This window comes from Vibrio sp. Vb1026, assembly GCF_033338745.1.
Classification (GTDB): domain Bacteria; phylum Pseudomonadota; class Gammaproteobacteria; order Enterobacterales; family Vibrionaceae; genus Vibrio; species Vibrio alginolyticus.
In genome coordinates, this window is the sequence record NZ_JAWOTH010000013.1 from 118,154 (window position 1) to 136,682 (window position 18,529).

Sequence of the window (18,529 nt, forward strand, 5' to 3'; positions counted from 1 at the left end):
TTCCTAAACCGAACTTATGCCTGCGTGTAAGTCGGTGTTACTTCATGACTCACCACACGTGGCGAGCGTTCTAAAATTTTGGTATTTTTTGCTGCTTCTGCACCTAGAAACGTCGTGTTGGTTCTCGAACCTTCTTTATCATATTTCGCGACATCTGAAAGTTTGATCATGTAGCCTGTCACGCGAATTAAGTCATTTGAAGTGACATTCGCGGTAAACTCACGATAACCAGCATTTAGTGCCCCTTTACATAAATTGAACATCGCTTCTGGGTTAGATTTCACCGTTTCATCAATCGTCAAAATATCGCTGATACCCGCACGATAATACTGATGATGCTTCGCCGTTGCTTGTACATAAGTGACAGGGTCTGGCTCTGCACCATAAGGCAGACGTACACCTGGCGTAACATCATGATCTAAGCTAATGCCGCCTTGTGCATGTAAGAGCGCTTTGCCATCTAAACCATATTTCACCGGGGTTGAGTCCACCAGTTTAGCCAGTGTTGCTGAAACATCATGAGCAAAAGTATTTGCTCGATCATTTTTTCCGTATCGCCCTATTTGCCCTTCTTTTTCAAATAGAAGGTTTACCGCTTCGGCCATTCCGTAAACGCCATACATTGGCGCGAAATAGGACTCTTTTATCAACCCTTCTTGCGTCAAAAAGCCTTGAAAGAAGTTCGATTTTTCATGCAAGTGCGTGCTTCTTGCGTTTATGAGCTCGACCATTAATCGATGGTAAGAAGGCAACGCATTTAAGAAGTCGTTACAGTCTGATGCTCGTTTTGCAACTTCTTTTAAATTCATTCGCACCAATGTGTTCGAGCCACCTGCTAATGGAAGCGAGTTGTAGCAACTTACAATACCAAAGCGTGAGCCGTTGTAGGCTTTCGCGTGCATTGGGTAATTGGCGATATGCGGTTTACTGCATTCACAAATGTTCTGTGTCGCTTGACGAAGTAAATCATCAGGTGTAACTGTCTCGTCGTACATAAAGGTGAGATTCGGTGCGATCTGCTTGAGCTCCGCATCTACTTTTAAAACAGTGCGACAAATAATGTTGTCTGTCGGTCCGACATTCACATGCATAAACGCATCTGGCAATGTGCGATCCAGCATGATCCAAAAATGTTTTAACTTTTTGTAAATCTGGCTCTCTGTTAGGTCGCCTATGTAAGGCAACAAGACATCATCTAACTGGCCTAAGTAAACCGGAATGTTCGTTACCGAAGGAACATGATGGTAAATGATGGTCAGCATGTTCAACGCATCATCGAAATCATCAGCCGGAGACAACTCTAAATAGTCTGAGCCTTGCGATAGAAATTTAGCGTAATCAGGCAACACATAGCGAGGTTTAAACGGTGCATGACCTTCAAACATATCGCAGATGATGCCTTCATCCATTGCTTGTCTCAGTGATGGAGATACGGTCATGTAAGGAATGCACGCTTCCGCCTCTAAAGCTAAAAAACTCGACTTCTGTTTTGGAGAAAGACGGACGTCGGTCGCGATATCTAGAAAACGTTGTTGTAGTTTAGAAAGGCTTGTCATCTAAGATATTCCTACAAAGTAACCACAAGCCCACAAGACAAAATACGAGCTCTACCCCTAAAGAGTAACGTGATTTTACTCCTGCTTGGCTGTTGCCACTAATGAAAATAAACAAAACGTCTATTTCCATTCTGGAAATAAGACAAAGCTAAATTAGCGCATTCCAACTTACTATATGGGAAAACCTAACTGCGTACCGAAGTCTGTCTTATTTATCGGTTTGCCGTCGACAACATCACGCCAGCACCAATAAATACTCCACCAGTCAAACGATTGAACAACTTCGCTCTTCCAGCGACAAACAACCAATCAGAGGCTTTTACCCCTAACAATGCATAAAATGTTAGCCAGCTAAGCTCAAAAACCACAAATGTAGACGCGAAAATCGCGTATTGAGCCAGTAGCGGTGCGGAAGGTTCAATGAATTGAGGAAACAAAGCGGTGAAAAAGACTATCGCTTTGGGGTTACTAGCGCCAACAATGAAACCACTAGTGAACGCGCTGAACGCTGTCGCGGAACTTTGAGTCGTTGCCGTTTTATTAAAATCTGTCTGAGATGAGCGCAACGCTTGAATACCTAACCAGATTAAATAAGCGGCACCACACCATTTGATAATATTAAAAACTAACTCAGATGAAACAATGACAACTCCCAGCCCGGTAAATGAGAGCGTAAGGATGATCGTAATCGCAGACAAACTGCCAAGTGCAGTCATGAAAGCAATACGAAACCCACTACTCACTCCTTTACTCAAACACAACAGTGAGCTTGGTCCTGGTGAAGCAGTGAGCACGAGAATGGCAAGAGTGTAAAAAATCCATGTATCTATTTGCATTGGCATCCCTTCCAGAAAAAAGAGGTTTATAGCCCATTGTGTATAGAACTATTTTATCGCCCGGTTTCTATCCATGAAGCCGAGGTCTTAAGAACCATCTTGCATCTAAATAACTTAGAAAAAATTAATAGATAGTTATGCAAATAAAATACGATCTACATGCAAGGATGTAAAGCCTGTTGTATAAGCTTATCCATTTCTCTTAATCATAAAAAGGCTTAGGATCGATCTCTAACGATGAAGGCGCTATCGCTCTTTCAATTTTGTACGCACTCGTTTTTAAATCCACCATCGTGACATCAATGTATCGTTTATACTTGCGGGAGTAGAAACATTTCACTTCTGGCTTTAATGCTTGAGATTCATTTGAAGACCAAACAATACCAACACGCCCATCGTTCAACTCGACAATAGAGCCTACGGGGTACATCCCAATGCAATTAATGAATTTGTAAACTAAGTCGGCGTCTAAATGAAATGGCGTTAGACTCAACAAGATTTTAAACGCTTCGGCAGAACTCATGCCTTTTTTGTAACAGCGATCAGCCGTTAGCGCATCGTAGATATCTACAATACAGCTCATACGGCCGTGAATTGGAATCTCCTCCCCCTTCAAGCCTCTAGGATAACCATTGCCATCTAACTTCTCGTGGTGCATCAAACAAACATCACGGCTTACGTCACTAAGTCCTTTTACGTGAAGGATAATCTCACCTGCGAACACTTGATGTAGCTTCATATGTTCAAATTCTTCAGGCGTTAGCTTCGCTGGCTTGTGCAAGATCTTATCATCGACTTTAATTTTACCTACATCATGAATAATGCCACCTACAGCAAGCTGTTTTAGCGTTGGCTTATCCAAGCCCAAGTACTTACCGAATGACACTAAAAGACAAGCGACATTGACGGAATGTTCCAATAAGTAAGAGTCTTTTTTTCGGAGTGCAGAGACACACTGCAACGCATCTGAGTCAATCAAAACACTTTCAATGACATCGTCAGCCCAAGCTTCTACTTCATCAACTTCAATGATTTTTCCTTCAAAAGTTTGATTCAATAGTTTCTGCGCCAAATCTTTTGCTTCGGCGATCAGCTTTTTGGCTCGCTTGTGTTGGATGTCTCTCGAACGATAAGTTCGTTGACCCCTCTTAAAATCTGAGTGTTTCTGCTCTCTCGTCTCTTTAGTGGCATCAGTTGATTCATCTACAGGCTTGAAGACACACTGCTGCGAAGATAATGTTTGATCTACCCAAACATACTTTACGCCACTTGTAGCAAGCTTCTTAATGCCTTCAGGGCTAGATATCCGCCCTGCATTGGCTAAATTGACGCGCTTGTTGTGCTCTATCGCGGTAACAAACATACCAACGCCGATATCAGCGAGCGCAATTTTGATTGAATTTTTCGGATCGTACTGCATATAAAGAAGGCTTACTCGATATTAACGTCCGCATTATAAGAGATTTGATTACTTGGCGTGATAATAAATTTGAATTGATTACAATTAATGAGCATCCTGTCAATTAATAATCGGTCGCGCTCATTAAGTCCTTTTTGTTATTATGGTTTTATCCAAGATAACATATATACAAATGACGTTAGAAAACAGCACATTGATACCGACACAACTGAAAATAACTTTAGGATAATTATTCATAAATATTTATAGATTGCGGACGGCATCAATAACTGTATTTTATAAATGATTTTTACTGTTGACTATTTTTTATAAATGTCGATGATTAGCCGCCTAATCTTAGTATGTTATTAACCTAGTAGCGCATAAAATGATAGCCAAACAATTTGAACTGACACTTTTGTGATTGTAATGTACGCCAGCAGATCAACTCTATGTTATCAACCCCAACACTCATCTCTGATGCTAAAAGGCTCGAGGAGGAAATATCTTGACCACCATATTTGACCAACAAGTCTCAGATAGTGACCGAGAGTTCCTAAAAATCGTCGAAGAACGATTCATTCATATCTTCGATGTGTTTAACGAAGGCCTCTTTTACATGGATGAGTTTGGAACCATGGTATTTTATAACAAGGGCTTTTATGAGCAGCTTGGTATCAACGCTGGTCGAATCAGCTTAGAGCAATGGTTAGACCTTGTTCACCCTCTCGATCGAGAAAGACTCTCCACTCGGGTCGATGCTCACATCATTACCAACAACACGAGGGTCACAACGACCTACCGCGTGCGTAAACCCAATGGACAGTACGTCTGGATTGAAGGCGTAGCCATGACCAAAGAAACAGAACATGGTCATTATATGGTTGGTAGCCACCGTGATATTTCTGAACGCAAGCTGATGGAAAGCTACATTCATCAAGTCGCATTTCATGACAATGCGTCAGGTATGGCTAATCGCGCCCATCTCTTGCTGGATATTGAAGATAGTGTGCGAGCCACCGATTCTTGTGCATCTATCTGTTACATTCAGATAGAAGAGATTAAATCTTACTTAAATCAATATGGCAGCGAGTTGGTCGATGGGTTAGTGGAAAAATTGCTACAAACTCTCAGTCACCTACCTTCTCCAAATAGTTCTGTATATCGCGTACATGATGATGACTTTGCGATTTTGATTCACGATGAATGCTCGGTAGAAACGCTGCAAAGTTATGCCGAAAGTTTAAAGGAAACCTACCACGAGGCAGTGATTGAAGAGGGCCAATACTTAGGAAGTAACATTAGTATTGGTTTGTATCCTTGCATAGATCCAAGTCACTCAGCAGAGGAAATATTACGTAAAGCAGCACGAACTTGTCAGTACGCAAGCGAGCAGAATAAAGACCGTGTTGCGGTTTACAGTGAGAAAACTCAGCATGCCGTAGACCGTTATTTCTTTATTGAACAAGGTCTAAAAAGTGCACTAGAAAAACAGACATTAAGCGTTAAGTTTCAGCCAATTATTGACGCCAAAAGCTCAAAAGTGGTGAGCTTCGAATCTCTGGTTCGCTGGCGTAGCAAAGAGTTTGGCGAAATTTATCCAGACGAATTCATCCCCGTCGCAGAGAACAAAGGTTTGATTGTCGAACTCGGATATCAAGTCTTTGCCAAAGCGTGTGAATTTATCAAAAACTACCGTGAGCGTTACCAAAACCAAGTTCGTGTCAACGTGAATGTTTCTGTACTTCAGTTAATGAATAGTGAATTCCCTGCGCGAATTAAAGCCATGGCGGATGAGGTTGGTGTCGTTCCTGAGTCTATTGTGTTGGAACTAACAGAAACATTTATTTTGGATAATAATCAGACAGCCATTGCCCCTCTGAATACCCTCAGGGAACTAGGATTTGCACTCTCTCTGGATGACTTTGGATCTGGTTACAGTTCATTAAATAGCTTCTTCGACCTTCCGATGACACAAATCAAAATTGATAGGTCGATGGCGTGGAAAACACTAACCAACCGCTCTTCACAAGAATATCTGAAGTTTCTTATCACTATGTGCCAGGAAAATAATATTGAAGTAGTGATTGAGGGAATTGAAGACGCCAAAATGTGTGAATTTTTTACCGAAATGGGCGTCGATTATCTGCAAGGTTATTGGTTCTCTAAGCCACTTTCTGTTGCCAGTGCAAGCCGCTATTCGTTGAGTTAAGCATACTAGAGCAATATTCCGCACGGCCACGTTAAACATGCTGAACTATTCACTATAGATTTCAGACACTAACTGGCCGTGACGAAAACAAAGCTTAATGCCCCCTATTAACGTAGGCGTTCAAACACCACACTCTGATCTAAATGTTCGTGATACTGAGTGTAATCTAAGCCCACATCAAAGATATATTGGGTCACCAGGTTTCTAACGCACTCTATTAATTGGCTTGCTTGCCATGGTTTTTCAAAGTAGCGGTCAATGCCTGCGGAGTTGATCGCATTAATCGTATCGGTGTGCGTCGCTTGCCCGGTAAGAAGCACTTTCCTCGTAAAGCCAAAACGACCGTCTTTTGATACATCGGTCAGCAGCTCTACTCCCGTTTTACCTGGCATCACATGATCGGAAATAATCAATGCGATCATCTCGCCTTCTGCATCAAATTCATCCATCAGTTCTAGAGCCTCACCTGCTGATTCGCAGTCTTCGATATTCAACCACTGATTTAACGGCTCTAAATCTTGTAGAACCGCGCTTAGTACCTCTCGTTGGTCATCAACGCAAATTACATTAAGCTTCTCCATGTTCACCCTCTACTGGTAACTTGATTCTAAAAATCGTTTTTTCACTGTCGCTCTTTACTACAATAGAGCCGTTATATCCGGCGATAATGCGCTTCACAATCGACAGACCTAACCCTAAACCAAACGACAATCCCCCCTTTTTAGTGGTGAAGTTTGGCCGGAAAATTTTTCTACGTGTCGCTTCATCAATTTCTGGTCCGTTGTTAGCAATCGTGACCAAAATTTTACCCTTACTCTCCCGAGTATGTATTTCGATACCGGGTTTCTCCGTTTCACCAAGTGCATCGCACGCATTCTTTAATATATTTACCCAAACTTGGACGAGTTCGGTTTGAGAACCAATAAAAGCAGGTAAATCCGCAGGGCTAAAACGAACACTCACTCGTCTTAAGTCACTTTGCAATAGAGCCAATGCGCGATTGATTGAATCATTGATGTTAATCGCTTCATCCAAGTCGATATCCGTGCGCCCCAATTGTTTTACGGATCGCACAATGCCAACGGTATGTTTAGAGGCGATGCGTAAGTCATGGAGATCTCGCCCCATTTGCCAGAAACGTATCGCTTCTTCTGGTCTTTTTAGCCAATGTTCCGAAAGGAAATTATTTGGAACGGCTCGCGCAAGATCACGAGCAACCTCCTTGGTTAAACCGTAGTATTTTTCGAAGTGGCGCCCCCGCTTTCTCGCTTCGCTAGAAGAGACTTTCTGCCCTTGCATTAAACCAAAATCAAAAAATTGACTCGCTTCCGGATGAACTTCTTCAAGCAGTTCCATGATAACTGTCTCTAGCCGTTCTGATTTACTGCTTACAACGCCTATCGCATTGTTCAACTCATGAGCAATACCCGCTGCAAGCTGCCCCAACGTTGTCATTTGCTCTGCGGTATGAAGCTTTTGTAGTGCTTTTTCTTTAGCCAATGCCTCTTGCATTGCGCGCCGTTGACGACGAGATAATTCGTTAACCATCACAGGCATAAATTGTGTCGTCAATGGTCCGTATGTCGCCTCTTCCACGGCGGGCGTATCGCGCTGTATCCAAGCCAATTCAACATCGGTTTGAGCAATCACTGTCGAAGAGGCAGTCCACGTACCAGAAAAGAAACTATGTACGCCAATAAACGCACCTTGAGACGCAGAAAATACCTGAATCGGTTTCTTGTCATCTTCCGCGTAATAGCCCGCCAGTTCTCCCGACAGCACATAGTACAAGCGATCATTGTAGCCAGCTTGCTCAATAAGCACCGACCCGGATAAAACCGTTAATCGGCGTTCAAGGTGATTAAAGTAGCGTTGTACTAACGCGTCTAACTTCGTTTCGTACATGGGTTATCCAATATGCCCAACAGTATGTAAAATCCACACCATCACAAAGCTGAGTAATACGCCAATCACGCCTAGCACGGCACCGATACGAGCCATTTGGCCGCTCTCGACATGCCCTGTTGCATGAGCTAACGCGTTTGGTGGCGTACTAATTGGTAACGACATACCGAGTGAAGCGGCAAATGTCACGACCAAGATCAGAGTAACTTCACCGCCGAGAGGCGTTAGCGAAGCCATAGAAGTACCCAGCGCAGCCATAATCGGCATCAGCAAGTTTGCTGTGGCTGTATGCGACATAAAGTTTGCCATTAACAAGCACAAGAAAGCCGCACCAAACAAGACAACATATGGCGAGAACTGATCAAACGGAATGCTGTGTACCACCAGCTTCGCAAGCCCGGTTTTATCTAGAGCAAGGCCCAGAGCAATACCGCCTGACACCAACCAAAGCACATCCCAAGAGATTTTCTTCAAGTCTTCTTTGTTGATGATGCCCGTCAGTGAGAACACTGCGACCGGAATTAATGCTACTGTGTAAGAATTCATTCCATGTGCAGAACCCATCAACCAAAGAATAATCGTGCCGGCAAAGGTGACGTAAACCATTATTGCTTTGGGTGTTTTCAAAAACTTGCTTTTAATGTTCAGATCGATGGTGGTTTGTTCGGCTTTATACAAAAAGCCAATCAGAAACCAGGCTAACGCCATCATCACAATAACGAATGGCACACCAAATACCATCCATTCACCAAACGTAATTAAGTTGTCACCAACCAAATATTTTAGGGCGATGGCATTCGGTGGCGTGCCGATTGGAGTACCAATGCCACCAATGTTGGCCGCAACAGGAATACACAAAGCGAATGCAATTCGACCTGGGTCTTTAGGCCCGAAAACCGCTATCACAGGGGTTAAAATGGACAACATCATCGCTGTTGTTGCGGTGTTTGACATAAACATGGAAAAAACAGCGGTGATCAGCATCAACCCCAGCATAACGAACTTTGGTTTTTGTCCAAATGGTTTGAGTAACACTCGGGCTAAGTTGACATCTAACCTGTACTTTGTCGCCGCCATAGCCAAAAAGAAACCGCCGAGGAAGAGCATGATAATCGGACTAGCGAAGGTCGCCATTATCTCGTTATATTGTAATAGCTCACCAAAATGTGGCTGCCCTTCTTGCAAACGAAAGAGCACAATACCTTTATTTGATACAAGCAATAGCTCTAGGACAATGATCACAACCGAAGTGGCATAGATTGGAATTGGCTCGAATACCCAGCAAAGTGCGGCAAGCAAGAAGATTGCAATCATTCTTTGCTGGACGATAGTAATGCCATCAAATGGGAACGCAGAGAGAGGCATTAACCAAACAAGCAATGGTATCAATGTTGGAACAACGTATTTGAGATAAGGGCGCATAGTACTACTTCTCTTCCTGAGATGGTTAGCCAGACACATTTGGCGTTTGGAACGCTACTACCCGCCGCAAAACCAAAACTTTCAGACTGTTTTTAAGCCTTCAGAGACGAAATGCGGTAATGGCGTTCCAGAGAAGATTATGTACACTGTTTTCAAACAAAACGTTGGTGCGAGATCAATGAACTCGTTTTCACATTGGAAAACATTTTATATCTGTGTTCAAGCTCACTAAATGCTCACTATTTAAGTTAAATATACTTTTCCATCATAAAGTTAGTTAAGGTTTCTCCCCTAACCTCAACACGTTGTCGAGACTTAACTGTGAAACCCATTTTCTCGTAAAAAGGTCGGGCGGTAATACTCACTTCAGAATACAGTCGTTTTATCCCCTGTACTTTCGCCTGTGAAAAAAGAAAAGACATCAAATCACGACCAACACCTTGTCCTTGGTATTCATGATGGCAAAAGAAATGATCAATCAAGCCGTCACCTTGCAAATCACAATAGCCAACGACCTGCCCTTCTATCTCCGCGACGTAGGGTTGAATATCGTCCATTTTGCGTTGCCACACATCGAGGTCAAAATCTGATGGTGCCCAAGCGGAAACTTGTGATTCAGTGTAATCGCGACGATTAATGACTCGCACAGTATGGTAAAAGAGTGCCCACAGTGTTGGGGCATCCTCGGTGCGATAGCAGCGTATTGAGAGCATCAATTTCCTCATTCCTATTCAATAAATACTAAGCATTAACGCAAAGTGATACTAGTGAACTCATCATTTTCAATGCCAATCACTAAAGGCTTCCCAATCTGATCACTGTTCATCAATACGGTAGTATTCAGCTCACGGCTTGATCTGCGTATATTGCTTTTTCTTATGATATGAATATTCACAATATAATCGGAATACTCCTTTGTGATTCCGCCGGAAAATTCTACGTGCTCACTTTCATTGTCTCGGACAACATGAAATTTTCGATTGGCTTGAATATCAGTACTGATGGAGGAGTCGCCATAGCTCAGCACAACGGACGTTGGTTCGCTATCTTGATTGGCAAAACAGCCAAATGCGAACATGCTTAATGCGAGTATACTTTTTGATTTAAACATTAATTATTCTATTTCTAGTTATTTTTCTGCTATTTGCATGACCAAACAGCACTTGTTCTGTGAGCGCCTATTGTGCCATAGCTGAACGCTGACTCTAAACGCGCAAAAAGATGAGCGATGAAAATTCCGCCCAAAACAAGCAAATGTGAGACAATGTGAGGGTCCCAAACTCACTCAACCAGTCAAAATCCACTGTAAACCTCTGTTTTTTAATGCTTTTAATTCATGTGACCGTGTAAGGAACACATACAACCTCTTACTTTTTCATACGCAACTAGACGAATCGTTCGAGAAATACGGCATCGTCTATGCCACATGTTACAAATCGGCTTACCTTATTATTACGTATGAACTGGAATTATGGCACTAACTTCCCTCTCTCTTTTAATAAGGAGAGGATTTCAACAATCAGACTTGCCACGTTTTTATAGCTAAAATCAATAGAGCGTTACCAGCATCGGTTGGTCTAGGAGCAATAAATGAAAGACCCTCTCAACTTTACTCACCTTGTAAAAATTGGGTTCATGTCAATCGCGGTTATGCTGGGTGGATGCACTCAAGGAGATTGGCGTACCGCAAGCAGAGAACCTGCGGGTATCGCACCCGATCCTTCTAATGTTAAGCATGCTGTGATTGAGTTTTATGCCGCAGATGCGTTTGGTTGGCGAGGCTGGTTTGCCGTTCATACATGGTTTGCAATAAAGCCTGAAAATGCGAACGAATATACAGTGTATGAAGTAGTCGGCTGGAGAGTGAATCGCGGACAACCCGCTCTATATCAGTACCAAACTGGGACGCCAGATCGATATTGGTATGGTGCAAAACCAGAAAAGATCCTCTCCATACAAGGTGAAAAGGCCCGCCAGCTTATCCCTAAAATACAAAGTGTGATTAACCAATACCCTTGGGCTGAAGAATATACGCTGTTTCCAGGGCCAAATAGCAATACATTTCCGGCTTGGGTGGGTAAACAAATTCCAGAATTAGAGCTGAACTTGCCGTTTCGCGCAATTGGTAGCGGTTACGCCAGCGATTAACAGCAAAGGTTAGTCACTGGCTCGTTTTATGTTCAGCCTAAAGCGCAATATCTATTGTGCGTCGTCACCCAACTCCGTTCTATTTCTTCCATTATGTTTCGCTTTATACAGTGCATTATCGGCGTCTTTCATTACCGCTTCAATTGGTGTGTCATTGCCTTTCCAGTGAGAAACGCCCAACGAAACCGTGACCTTACCAACCACCTGAAAGTCATGTTGTTCCACGTTGTGTCTAATACGCTCTGCAACATCCATAGCGTGGTTTACGTCTGTTTTTTCCAAAAACATCATAAACTCTTCACCGCCAGAACGACACAGGTGATCATTAGAGCGAGCTTGGTCTTTCATTAACTGCGCAAACTCTCTAAGTAAGTTGTCACCCACGTCATGGCCATAGTTATCGTTTACGCTCTTAAAGTGGTCAATATCTAGCGCCAAAACAGAGAACGCGGTATTTTCCTGCTTAAACAAACCAAGAACTTTATCTAATCCACGTCGATTCAATAATCCAGTCATCGAATCTGTTAATGTATCCAGTTGCAGCTTATCAATGGTTTTTGACACGATACCAAATGCTTTAAGAAAGCTAAGCTTCAAATGTGAGACCTCAAAATACCAAGACTTAACCAGTTTGAGATCATCGATAGAGGATGAATGTTCTTCGACACCTCGCACAGCACCCGCTAACTGCCAAAGTGGTCTAGAAATAAGAAGGGACAAGAACCAAATTAGCAACAAAGTTAATAAACCAATTGGAATCGACTTAAGGAAAACATTCCACATCTGTTCATCTAGCACAGATAACGTCATCGATTTCGGGCGCTGAGCAACAATTCCCCATCCTGATGACTTTACTGGTGCATAACCAGCAAGCATTTCGACGCCGCGAGAGTTAACAATTTCTTTGTTACCGCTCTGCCCCATCGTCACCGCTTTGATTGCCTCATTATCGTCGATTACTTCACCAACTCTCGATTGATCTGGGTGATAAATCAGAGTGTTACTCTCATCGACAACGTAAAGGAAAGAACCATCTTTGTATGCGTGCTGGCTGAGTAACTCTGCAAGAATATTTTCTTTTTCTAGATAAATAGTGCCGCCGATATAACCTAAATATTCATTAGAGTGAGAAAATATAGGGTATGAGATGGTTAACAAGTAATTTCCAGCTGGCGATATAAATGGTTCAGTAACAACCGGTGCTTGAGCGTTTAAAGACTGGCGTTTTCTTTCACCCACTAACCTTACACCTTTCACCTGAAGTGTTTCAGGGGATACAGAAATAATAACCCCTTTTGCATTAACGACAACCACAGAGTTAAATGATTTGGTTTGCGTTCTTAATCTCTCAGCCTCTTTATCAAGAAGCTGAGCGTCATGCATCTTGTCTTTTAGCACGTTCGCACTGTATTTTAGCTGCGACATTGAGCTTTCTATGAAAGAGTCTGTCATTTCAGACATTTTTTGGGCGTAAACACGGTTTGATTCTAACGTGTTATTGATGATGAGATCCCTTTGAACACGATAAATCGAGTAGAATGCGTTGATCAAAGTGACAAGCACACTGAACACACATAGGGTGACAATAAGATTTCTAAGATTGAGTTTTTCTTTTCTTCTAAAAGACATTGCCAATGGCCAACTTTGAAGGCTTTCTATATGAATGAGCGTATAGGTTATATGAAATTGATTTGATTTTCAGGTAGTAAGTTGGGATCAATGTTAATATTTGCTCACATTAAAGAACACTTTATGAGCTAAAAAGAGAATTCAGTAGCACGATAAAGAAACCGTGCTACTTTCATATTTGGCGTTTAAGAGGGTTTTGTCTCTGTCATCGTTTTTAATATATCCACAACTAGCTGATGATCATCTAACTGCGGTAAACCCGATACCGTCACAACCCCAACCAAACCAGACCCAGAAAGCCGAATTGGGAACGCGCCACCATGAGCACAGTACTCACGAGCATCGAGATGAGGCTGATTTTCGAAATCACGTTGCTTTTGCTTGTTGTACAGAGAAAGATAGTAAGAGCTGTGGTCATACCTTAATACTGAGTTTCGCTTCCTACGGACCCAATCTACATGATCAGCGCAGGTTCCTGCCATCGCGTATTGAAATAGCGTTTGTCCAAAGCCGTAAACCTCAATAGCAACAGCCGCGCCGCGAGCTTCAGCCTCTTCTTTTAGAGCGAGGCCGATAGACCACGCAATATGGTGATTAAATTCCGCCAACTGAAGTTCATGCTCTTGCAGGGCCACGAGTTCAAGCGTCAAACTCATGGTTTCACCTGAATCGTTTTACCCGTTTTACTGCTTTCCAATGCCATCTCAATCAGAGCGATATTCTGTACTGCTTGAGCGGCAGGAACCGGGTTATCAGTGCCCAAACGAATGGCGTCTGCCACACCAACAAAGTAAGCTTGGTACGCGCCTCTCTCCGTTTTGATAGTTTGCGCACCGTCTTCGTCGTAACGGACGCCGTATAACGCCTCATCTTCTTCCGACCAAGCATCGTTTTCCGGCAAACGGCCTTCTTTTAAGTAGCCCTCTTGAGGATCTAATCCGAACTTTTCATATTTAGCTTCCGTACCCAATACTTTGTAGCGGAGATTCGGCTCTGGGCTATACAAGTTTGAATGCAAGTGCACAATATGCTCAGGGTAATGAAGTATCAAGTTGTAATAATCAATCGTTGTCGCACCCGGGCGCATCATTCGACATTGTGCGTCTATCGCATCTGGCAAGCCAAACAACACCAATGCTTGATCGAGAAGATGAGGAGCAAGGTCGAATAGAATACCACCGCCATCTTGAGCCTGCTCTCGCCATCGTTGACGAACTTCAGGGCGGTAACGGTCAAAGTGTGACTCAAACAGCTTTATATCACCTAACTTACCTTGTTCGATAAGAGATTTAACCGTGAGAAAATCTCCATCCCAACGTCTATTGTGAAAAACGCTCAGCACTAGACCTTTCTCTTCCGCCAAGGCGATAAGTTCATTACCGTCTTCTATACGAGTAACAAACGGTTTCTCGACGATGACGTGTTTCCCATTGTTCAACGCACGCTTTGCAAGTTCGTAATGTACGTCATTTGGCGCAGTAATGATTACGAGCTCTGCATCACTATCATCGAGTAAAGTATTCGCATCAGAAAACCACTTAGCATCTGGCCAATCATTTTGAACCGCCTCCTGTTGACGAGAGCTTATCGCGCTCAGCGTTAAATTTGGTAGCGCTTTAATGAAGGGGAAATGAAACGTTTTTGCTGAATATCCGTAACCAATCACAGCGGTTTTTACGGGATCGTAAGCCATTCTAAGATTCCTTATTTCGGTGACACAACAATACATTCAATATCATTGTGATCGAGGAGTTGTTGAAAATCTGATTGAGGGGGATGATCGGTAATAATGATGTCGATCTTTGACAAATCACATACGTGGTGGAAATTGTCGCTACCAATTTTTCGGGATTCACAAACGACGATGACCTGCTGAGCTTGAGCAATCATCGCTTGTTTCATTGTTGCTTCTAACAAACTATTTGTTGTCAGCCCTCGGGATGTCAATGCACACACGCCAATGAACGCTTTGTTCACGTGATACTGCTGCATTTGCTGCTCTGCTTGCGCCCCTAAAACTGCTCTGGCATAAGGGTCAAAGTGTCCGCCTAAGAAATAAACGTCCATTGTGTCGTTTGTTTCAGCAGCGGTCAGTACATCAATGCTGTTAGTGACGACGTTGAGCTTGTTTTCTCCACAATGTGCTTTTCCTGCATAGAGTGGGAGCAGAGACAAAATGGTGCTGGTATCAATAACAAGATGGTCGCGCTCATCCAACAACGCTGCGGCAGCTTGAGCTAGTCGATGTTTAACGTCACTCACGGGTCGACTCGCGTATGCCTCGGTATGGGAAGAGATCGGCGCAAGCATGACACCACCTCGTATTCTTTGTAACCCAGGTTGCTGACTCAACTTAACTAAGTCTCGACGAGCTGAATCTCGCGAGATACCAAAGTACTCACAAACTTCAGACAACGTTACTTTGTTTTGCTGCTCCAGCTTCGCTCTGAGTGCTACGAGTCTTTCTTCTTGTGTCATAACTTAAATTCACTTAAGTGGTTTTAAGTAAACTTGCCACAATAATAGAAAAATTACCAACAAAACCACTTACAACCAACTCAATTGACCAAAGGTTAACCAAAGATAAATGAGCAGCAAGGCAAAACTTCCTAGGACGGTACGTTCACTCAAGCCCACATAGTTAGGCGTATGAAGTTTATTTATACCCATTTAAAACAACTGGCTCATCTAGCCCTAACTTCACTCTATTTCTTTTAATAAGCGCTTTTGGTAGTGGAATAAACCCAGCATTTCGTACCTGTTGTGTATTGTGGTCGGTTGTAAGGAGTTCAAATAGCTTTGATTTTTTGATCTTCTGATTAGTGTCGAATTGTTTATTTATATAAACGTAATAGACCACGGAAAATGGATAGCGAAGAGAATAGATGCAATCTGTGCTCAAAGAGCATGAGTCATCATTATGATGAACAGAGAGAGCCTTGTAGCTCGACCACTGTTCTGAGTATTTAAAATCGGAGTATCGCATATAAGCTTTGGCTGACAAGTCGTCACTTAAAGCCCGTTTCAATCGGTCTTCATCAAGCATTTGAATCGATGATTGACAACCATTAGAGCTCACATCTGGGTTACTTAAACGCATCTCCCCGAAAGCATACGTATTTGCATCACAGCGTTTCAATTCACTAACGGAAACACTATCTACCGTACTCTTTTGACTATTGATTACGACAATAGCGTTTGCCATTAAAAACAAACGTGTAGGCCTGTGGCCTCTTTCTCGTTGAAATCGGGAGATGTTTTCATCTGACCATTTCTTAGATGTGATCGCAATAGAGGTTCCGTCATTTAGCATGTCGTTAAAACCACCAGACTGAGATGCAAGCGCTACATTTACATTTGGCTCATCTATCAATGTTTCTATCGTTTCTAGTATCTCTGGCTCGACAAAAATCGATGTTCGAGCCTCAGAGTCAGAAAATGCCAGCGGTGAAATCAAACATGAAGTTAGAGCAAGGAAAGGCAAGACTTTAATTTTCATAATTCAACTCCAACTTCGAATTAGGTGTCAACTCGCTGTCCGAACTAAATATAGTCCACGCTTGTTCAGTACTTTCAGCTTTCGTGTTTACAACAGCAATTGTGCGCCTTTCCCGTTTTTTTAGTTGTACCGTCAATGCCGTATTCTGATAAAACTCTTGCTCTTCAATTCGATTATCTTGAATGCCGTTTCTCACTAGCAATTTTCGTATAGCTGCCGTTCTTTTCTTTGCCAACGCTTTGTTGTATTCGAGTGACGCTTCAGGGCTTGTGTCTCCTATCAGTATGACTTGCGCATTTGGGTTACTCTGAAGCAATGCTTTCAACTCGCTTAGCGGCATATCATGAGATGACGTTACCTGATGCTCATCCATCGCAAAGAAAAAACTGATCAGGTGTGTCTGCGAGTCGTTGACCCAATTCGCACAGCCTTCACTGTCAACAACGACACCTTTTGGCGTATCTGCGCAGTTATCTCGTTGGTTTATCACGCCATCACTATCATTGTCTTTAAGGTCGTTGTACTGGTAAGTGGTCAACGTCGTATTCGGTGATTCAGCACAGCCTGCTAACATAAAAACTAGAAGACTCGTCACTGCGAATTTATCCATTATTGTTCTCCTTCCAGTTCTCTGGATACTCAACTCGCAACGCATAAGTCAGAATCCCCATCGAGTTGAATAAACGGTAAGTGGCAACCAAATGATCGTACTTTGTTCGGGTGTAGTTCCGTCTCGCAACAAACGTTTCAACTTTGGCATCTAATACATCTAACAAACTGCGTCGCCCTACATTGAACTGCTGGATGTACCCTAATTCAGTTACTTTCGCCGCATCAACGTTGACTTTTAAAAACTCCATTTGCTGTTGAAGCAATGTATGTGCGTCCCATGCCAGCCTTACACCTTCATTCGCATCTAGTTCTGCATTTGCTCGAATAGCCCTCGCCTCCTCTACTCTCCAGGCGGATGACTCCACTCGGGAGTCTGTAGAAAAGCCGTTAAAAAGATCGTAGTTGACCGTCAGCATAACCTTTGCATCTTCGTTAATGCCTTCAATATTATCCACGTTGTCTGTTTTGTTGGCTGACAGCTCAAGCTTGAGCTCTGGGTAGTAATCCCCCTTTTCTCTTTTTACTTCATGTCGAGCCGCCTCTAAATCTTTCATCGCCGACTGTATGGATGGGTGCAACCTAACCGCTTGTTTAAGTGCTTCGTCAAGCTTATTCGGAAGCAATTCCTGCGGGTAAACAGGCTCAACTAAGTTTTGCGGCGCTCGACCAACTAAACGTACAAATCTTGTTCTAGCATCGGAAAGATTGTTTTGGGCGGCAATCAATGAGGACTGTGTTGTCGCGACACGCGAAGAAACCTGTGCTAAATCGGAGTTGCTGGTTAAACCTTTTTCTTTTTTATCTAGAATGAAACGGTAGATCTCTTGGTGTTCACTTAGGTTTCTTTCTGTCAGTTTCATCAACTCTCGGGCATGTAAAACGTCCACATACGCTCTGACAGTATCTAATGCAACATTTTCCGCAGATGCCAATAAGTCCAAGCGTTCAGCTTCAGCCTCGTAAGATAGGCGATCAACATCAGCACTTGTTTTAAATCCATCAAATAACAGTTGGGAGATTCTTACGCCCATCTCCGTTCTTTCTAATGTTCTATCTTCACTGTCGATGTAGTTTCCGTTGTTATATCGAGTACCTTCGTACCCTGCTGCTGCATACAAATTAACCTGAGGAAGAAATGAACCATTTATGGCATTTCGGTCTCGTACCATCGACTCATAGCGAGAATAGCGAGCAAGCAAACTGGGGGAGCTATCGAGAGATAACGTAACTGACTCTTCTAAAGTCAAAGCGTTTGGCGACGATGATACTGCAAACAAGACCAATAACGTTGATTTAAGCCGCATCTTATAT

At 42.9% G+C, this 18,529-nt stretch carries 17 protein-coding genes; 2 read left to right on the plus strand and 15 right to left on the minus strand.

Annotated elements, in window-relative coordinates:
- Positions 1-14 precede the first annotated feature (14 nt).
- The 3 genes from R7E47_RS17930 to R7E47_RS17940 all read right to left on the minus strand — a co-directional run bounded on the left by R7E47_RS17930 (position 15) and on the right by R7E47_RS17940 (position 3,812).
- Entirely contained in the window at positions 15-1,556 is a 1,542-nt protein-coding gene (locus R7E47_RS17930; RefSeq protein WP_151514746.1) for a YjjI family glycine radical enzyme, read from the minus strand.
- A gap of 212 nt (positions 1,557-1,768) precedes the next feature.
- A complete protein-coding gene (locus R7E47_RS17935) occupies positions 1,769-2,392 on the minus strand; it encodes a LysE family translocator (protein ID WP_318084835.1) in 624 nt (207 codons plus the stop codon).
- Between the two features lie 202 nt (positions 2,393-2,594).
- The gene (locus R7E47_RS17940) at positions 2,595-3,812 is read right to left on the minus strand and encodes an HD-GYP domain-containing protein (RefSeq protein WP_025766705.1); all 1,218 of its coding nucleotides are present in this window, start codon (positions 3,810-3,812) and stop codon (positions 2,595-2,597) included.
- Between the two features lie 487 nt (positions 3,813-4,299).
- Between R7E47_RS17940 and R7E47_RS17945 the strand changes: the two genes are divergently transcribed.
- Entirely contained in the window at positions 4,300-6,003 is a 1,704-nt protein-coding gene (locus tag R7E47_RS17945; RefSeq protein ID WP_213901119.1) for a putative bifunctional diguanylate cyclase/phosphodiesterase, read from the plus strand.
- Between the two features lie 107 nt (positions 6,004-6,110).
- Here the strand turns inward: R7E47_RS17945 and R7E47_RS17950 are convergent, their stop codons facing one another.
- The 5 genes from R7E47_RS17950 to R7E47_RS17970 all read right to left on the minus strand — a co-directional run bounded on the left by R7E47_RS17950 (position 6,111) and on the right by R7E47_RS17970 (position 10,441).
- Positions 6,111-6,584, minus strand: a complete 474-nt coding sequence (locus R7E47_RS17950) for a response regulator (RefSeq protein ID WP_053303110.1) — start codon at positions 6,582-6,584, stop codon at positions 6,111-6,113.
- The gene (locus tag R7E47_RS17955; protein ID WP_005389108.1) at positions 6,571-7,908 is read right to left on the minus strand and encodes an ATP-binding protein; all 1,338 of its coding nucleotides are present in this window, start codon (positions 7,906-7,908) and stop codon (positions 6,571-6,573) included. Before R7E47_RS17955 ends, R7E47_RS17950 begins: the two co-directional genes overlap by 14 nt.
- Before the next feature lie 3 nt (positions 7,909-7,911).
- Entirely contained in the window at positions 7,912-9,330 is a 1,419-nt protein-coding gene (locus R7E47_RS17960) for an SLC13 family permease (protein ID WP_318084837.1), read from the minus strand.
- A gap of 248 nt (positions 9,331-9,578) precedes the next feature.
- On the minus strand, positions 9,579-10,043 hold the full coding sequence (locus R7E47_RS17965) for a GNAT family N-acetyltransferase (protein WP_053306493.1): 465 nt from the start codon (positions 10,041-10,043) through the stop codon (positions 9,579-9,581).
- Positions 10,044-10,078: 35 nt separating this feature from the next.
- Complete coding sequence (locus R7E47_RS17970) at positions 10,079-10,441, minus strand: hypothetical protein (RefSeq protein WP_005377748.1); 363 nt, start codon at positions 10,439-10,441, stop codon at positions 10,079-10,081.
- A 479-nt stretch (positions 10,442-10,920) separates the two neighbouring features.
- Between R7E47_RS17970 and R7E47_RS17975 the strand changes: the two genes are divergently transcribed.
- Complete coding sequence (locus R7E47_RS17975) at positions 10,921-11,478, plus strand: DUF3750 domain-containing protein (protein WP_042522865.1); 558 nt, start codon at positions 10,921-10,923, stop codon at positions 11,476-11,478.
- A 51-nt stretch (positions 11,479-11,529) separates the two neighbouring features.
- Here the strand turns inward: R7E47_RS17975 and R7E47_RS17980 are convergent, their stop codons facing one another.
- From R7E47_RS17980 to R7E47_RS18010, 7 genes are all read right to left on the minus strand, one after another.
- The gene (locus R7E47_RS17980) at positions 11,530-13,107 is read right to left on the minus strand and encodes a sensor domain-containing diguanylate cyclase (RefSeq protein WP_053306492.1); all 1,578 of its coding nucleotides are present in this window, start codon (positions 13,105-13,107) and stop codon (positions 11,530-11,532) included.
- A gap of 185 nt (positions 13,108-13,292) precedes the next feature.
- Positions 13,293-13,763 carry a heme-degrading domain-containing protein gene (locus R7E47_RS17985; RefSeq protein WP_318084839.1) on the minus strand — a complete coding sequence of 157 codons (471 nt, stop codon included), beginning with the start codon at positions 13,761-13,763 and terminating at the stop codon, positions 13,293-13,295.
- A complete protein-coding gene (locus R7E47_RS17990) occupies positions 13,760-14,800 on the minus strand; it encodes an oxidoreductase (protein WP_258660543.1) in 1,041 nt (346 codons plus the stop codon). Before R7E47_RS17990 ends, R7E47_RS17985 begins: the two co-directional genes overlap by 4 nt.
- Positions 14,801-14,811: 11 nt before the next feature.
- The gene (locus R7E47_RS17995) at positions 14,812-15,585 is read right to left on the minus strand and encodes a DeoR/GlpR family DNA-binding transcription regulator (protein WP_025766712.1); all 774 of its coding nucleotides are present in this window, start codon (positions 15,583-15,585) and stop codon (positions 14,812-14,814) included.
- Positions 15,586-15,763: 178 nt separating this feature from the next.
- On the minus strand, positions 15,764-16,606 hold the full coding sequence (locus R7E47_RS18000) for a phosphate ABC transporter substrate-binding protein (RefSeq protein WP_258660539.1): 843 nt from the start codon (positions 16,604-16,606) through the stop codon (positions 15,764-15,766).
- A complete protein-coding gene (locus R7E47_RS18005; RefSeq protein ID WP_053306488.1) occupies positions 16,596-17,216 on the minus strand; it encodes an OmpA family protein in 621 nt (206 codons plus the stop codon). The genes R7E47_RS18000 and R7E47_RS18005 overlap by 11 nt, the downstream gene beginning before the upstream one ends.
- Positions 17,209-18,522, minus strand: a complete 1,314-nt coding sequence (locus tag R7E47_RS18010) for a TolC family outer membrane protein (RefSeq protein WP_213899330.1) — start codon at positions 18,520-18,522, stop codon at positions 17,209-17,211. Before R7E47_RS18010 ends, R7E47_RS18005 begins: the two co-directional genes overlap by 8 nt.
- Between the last annotated feature and the right edge of the window lie 7 nt (positions 18,523-18,529).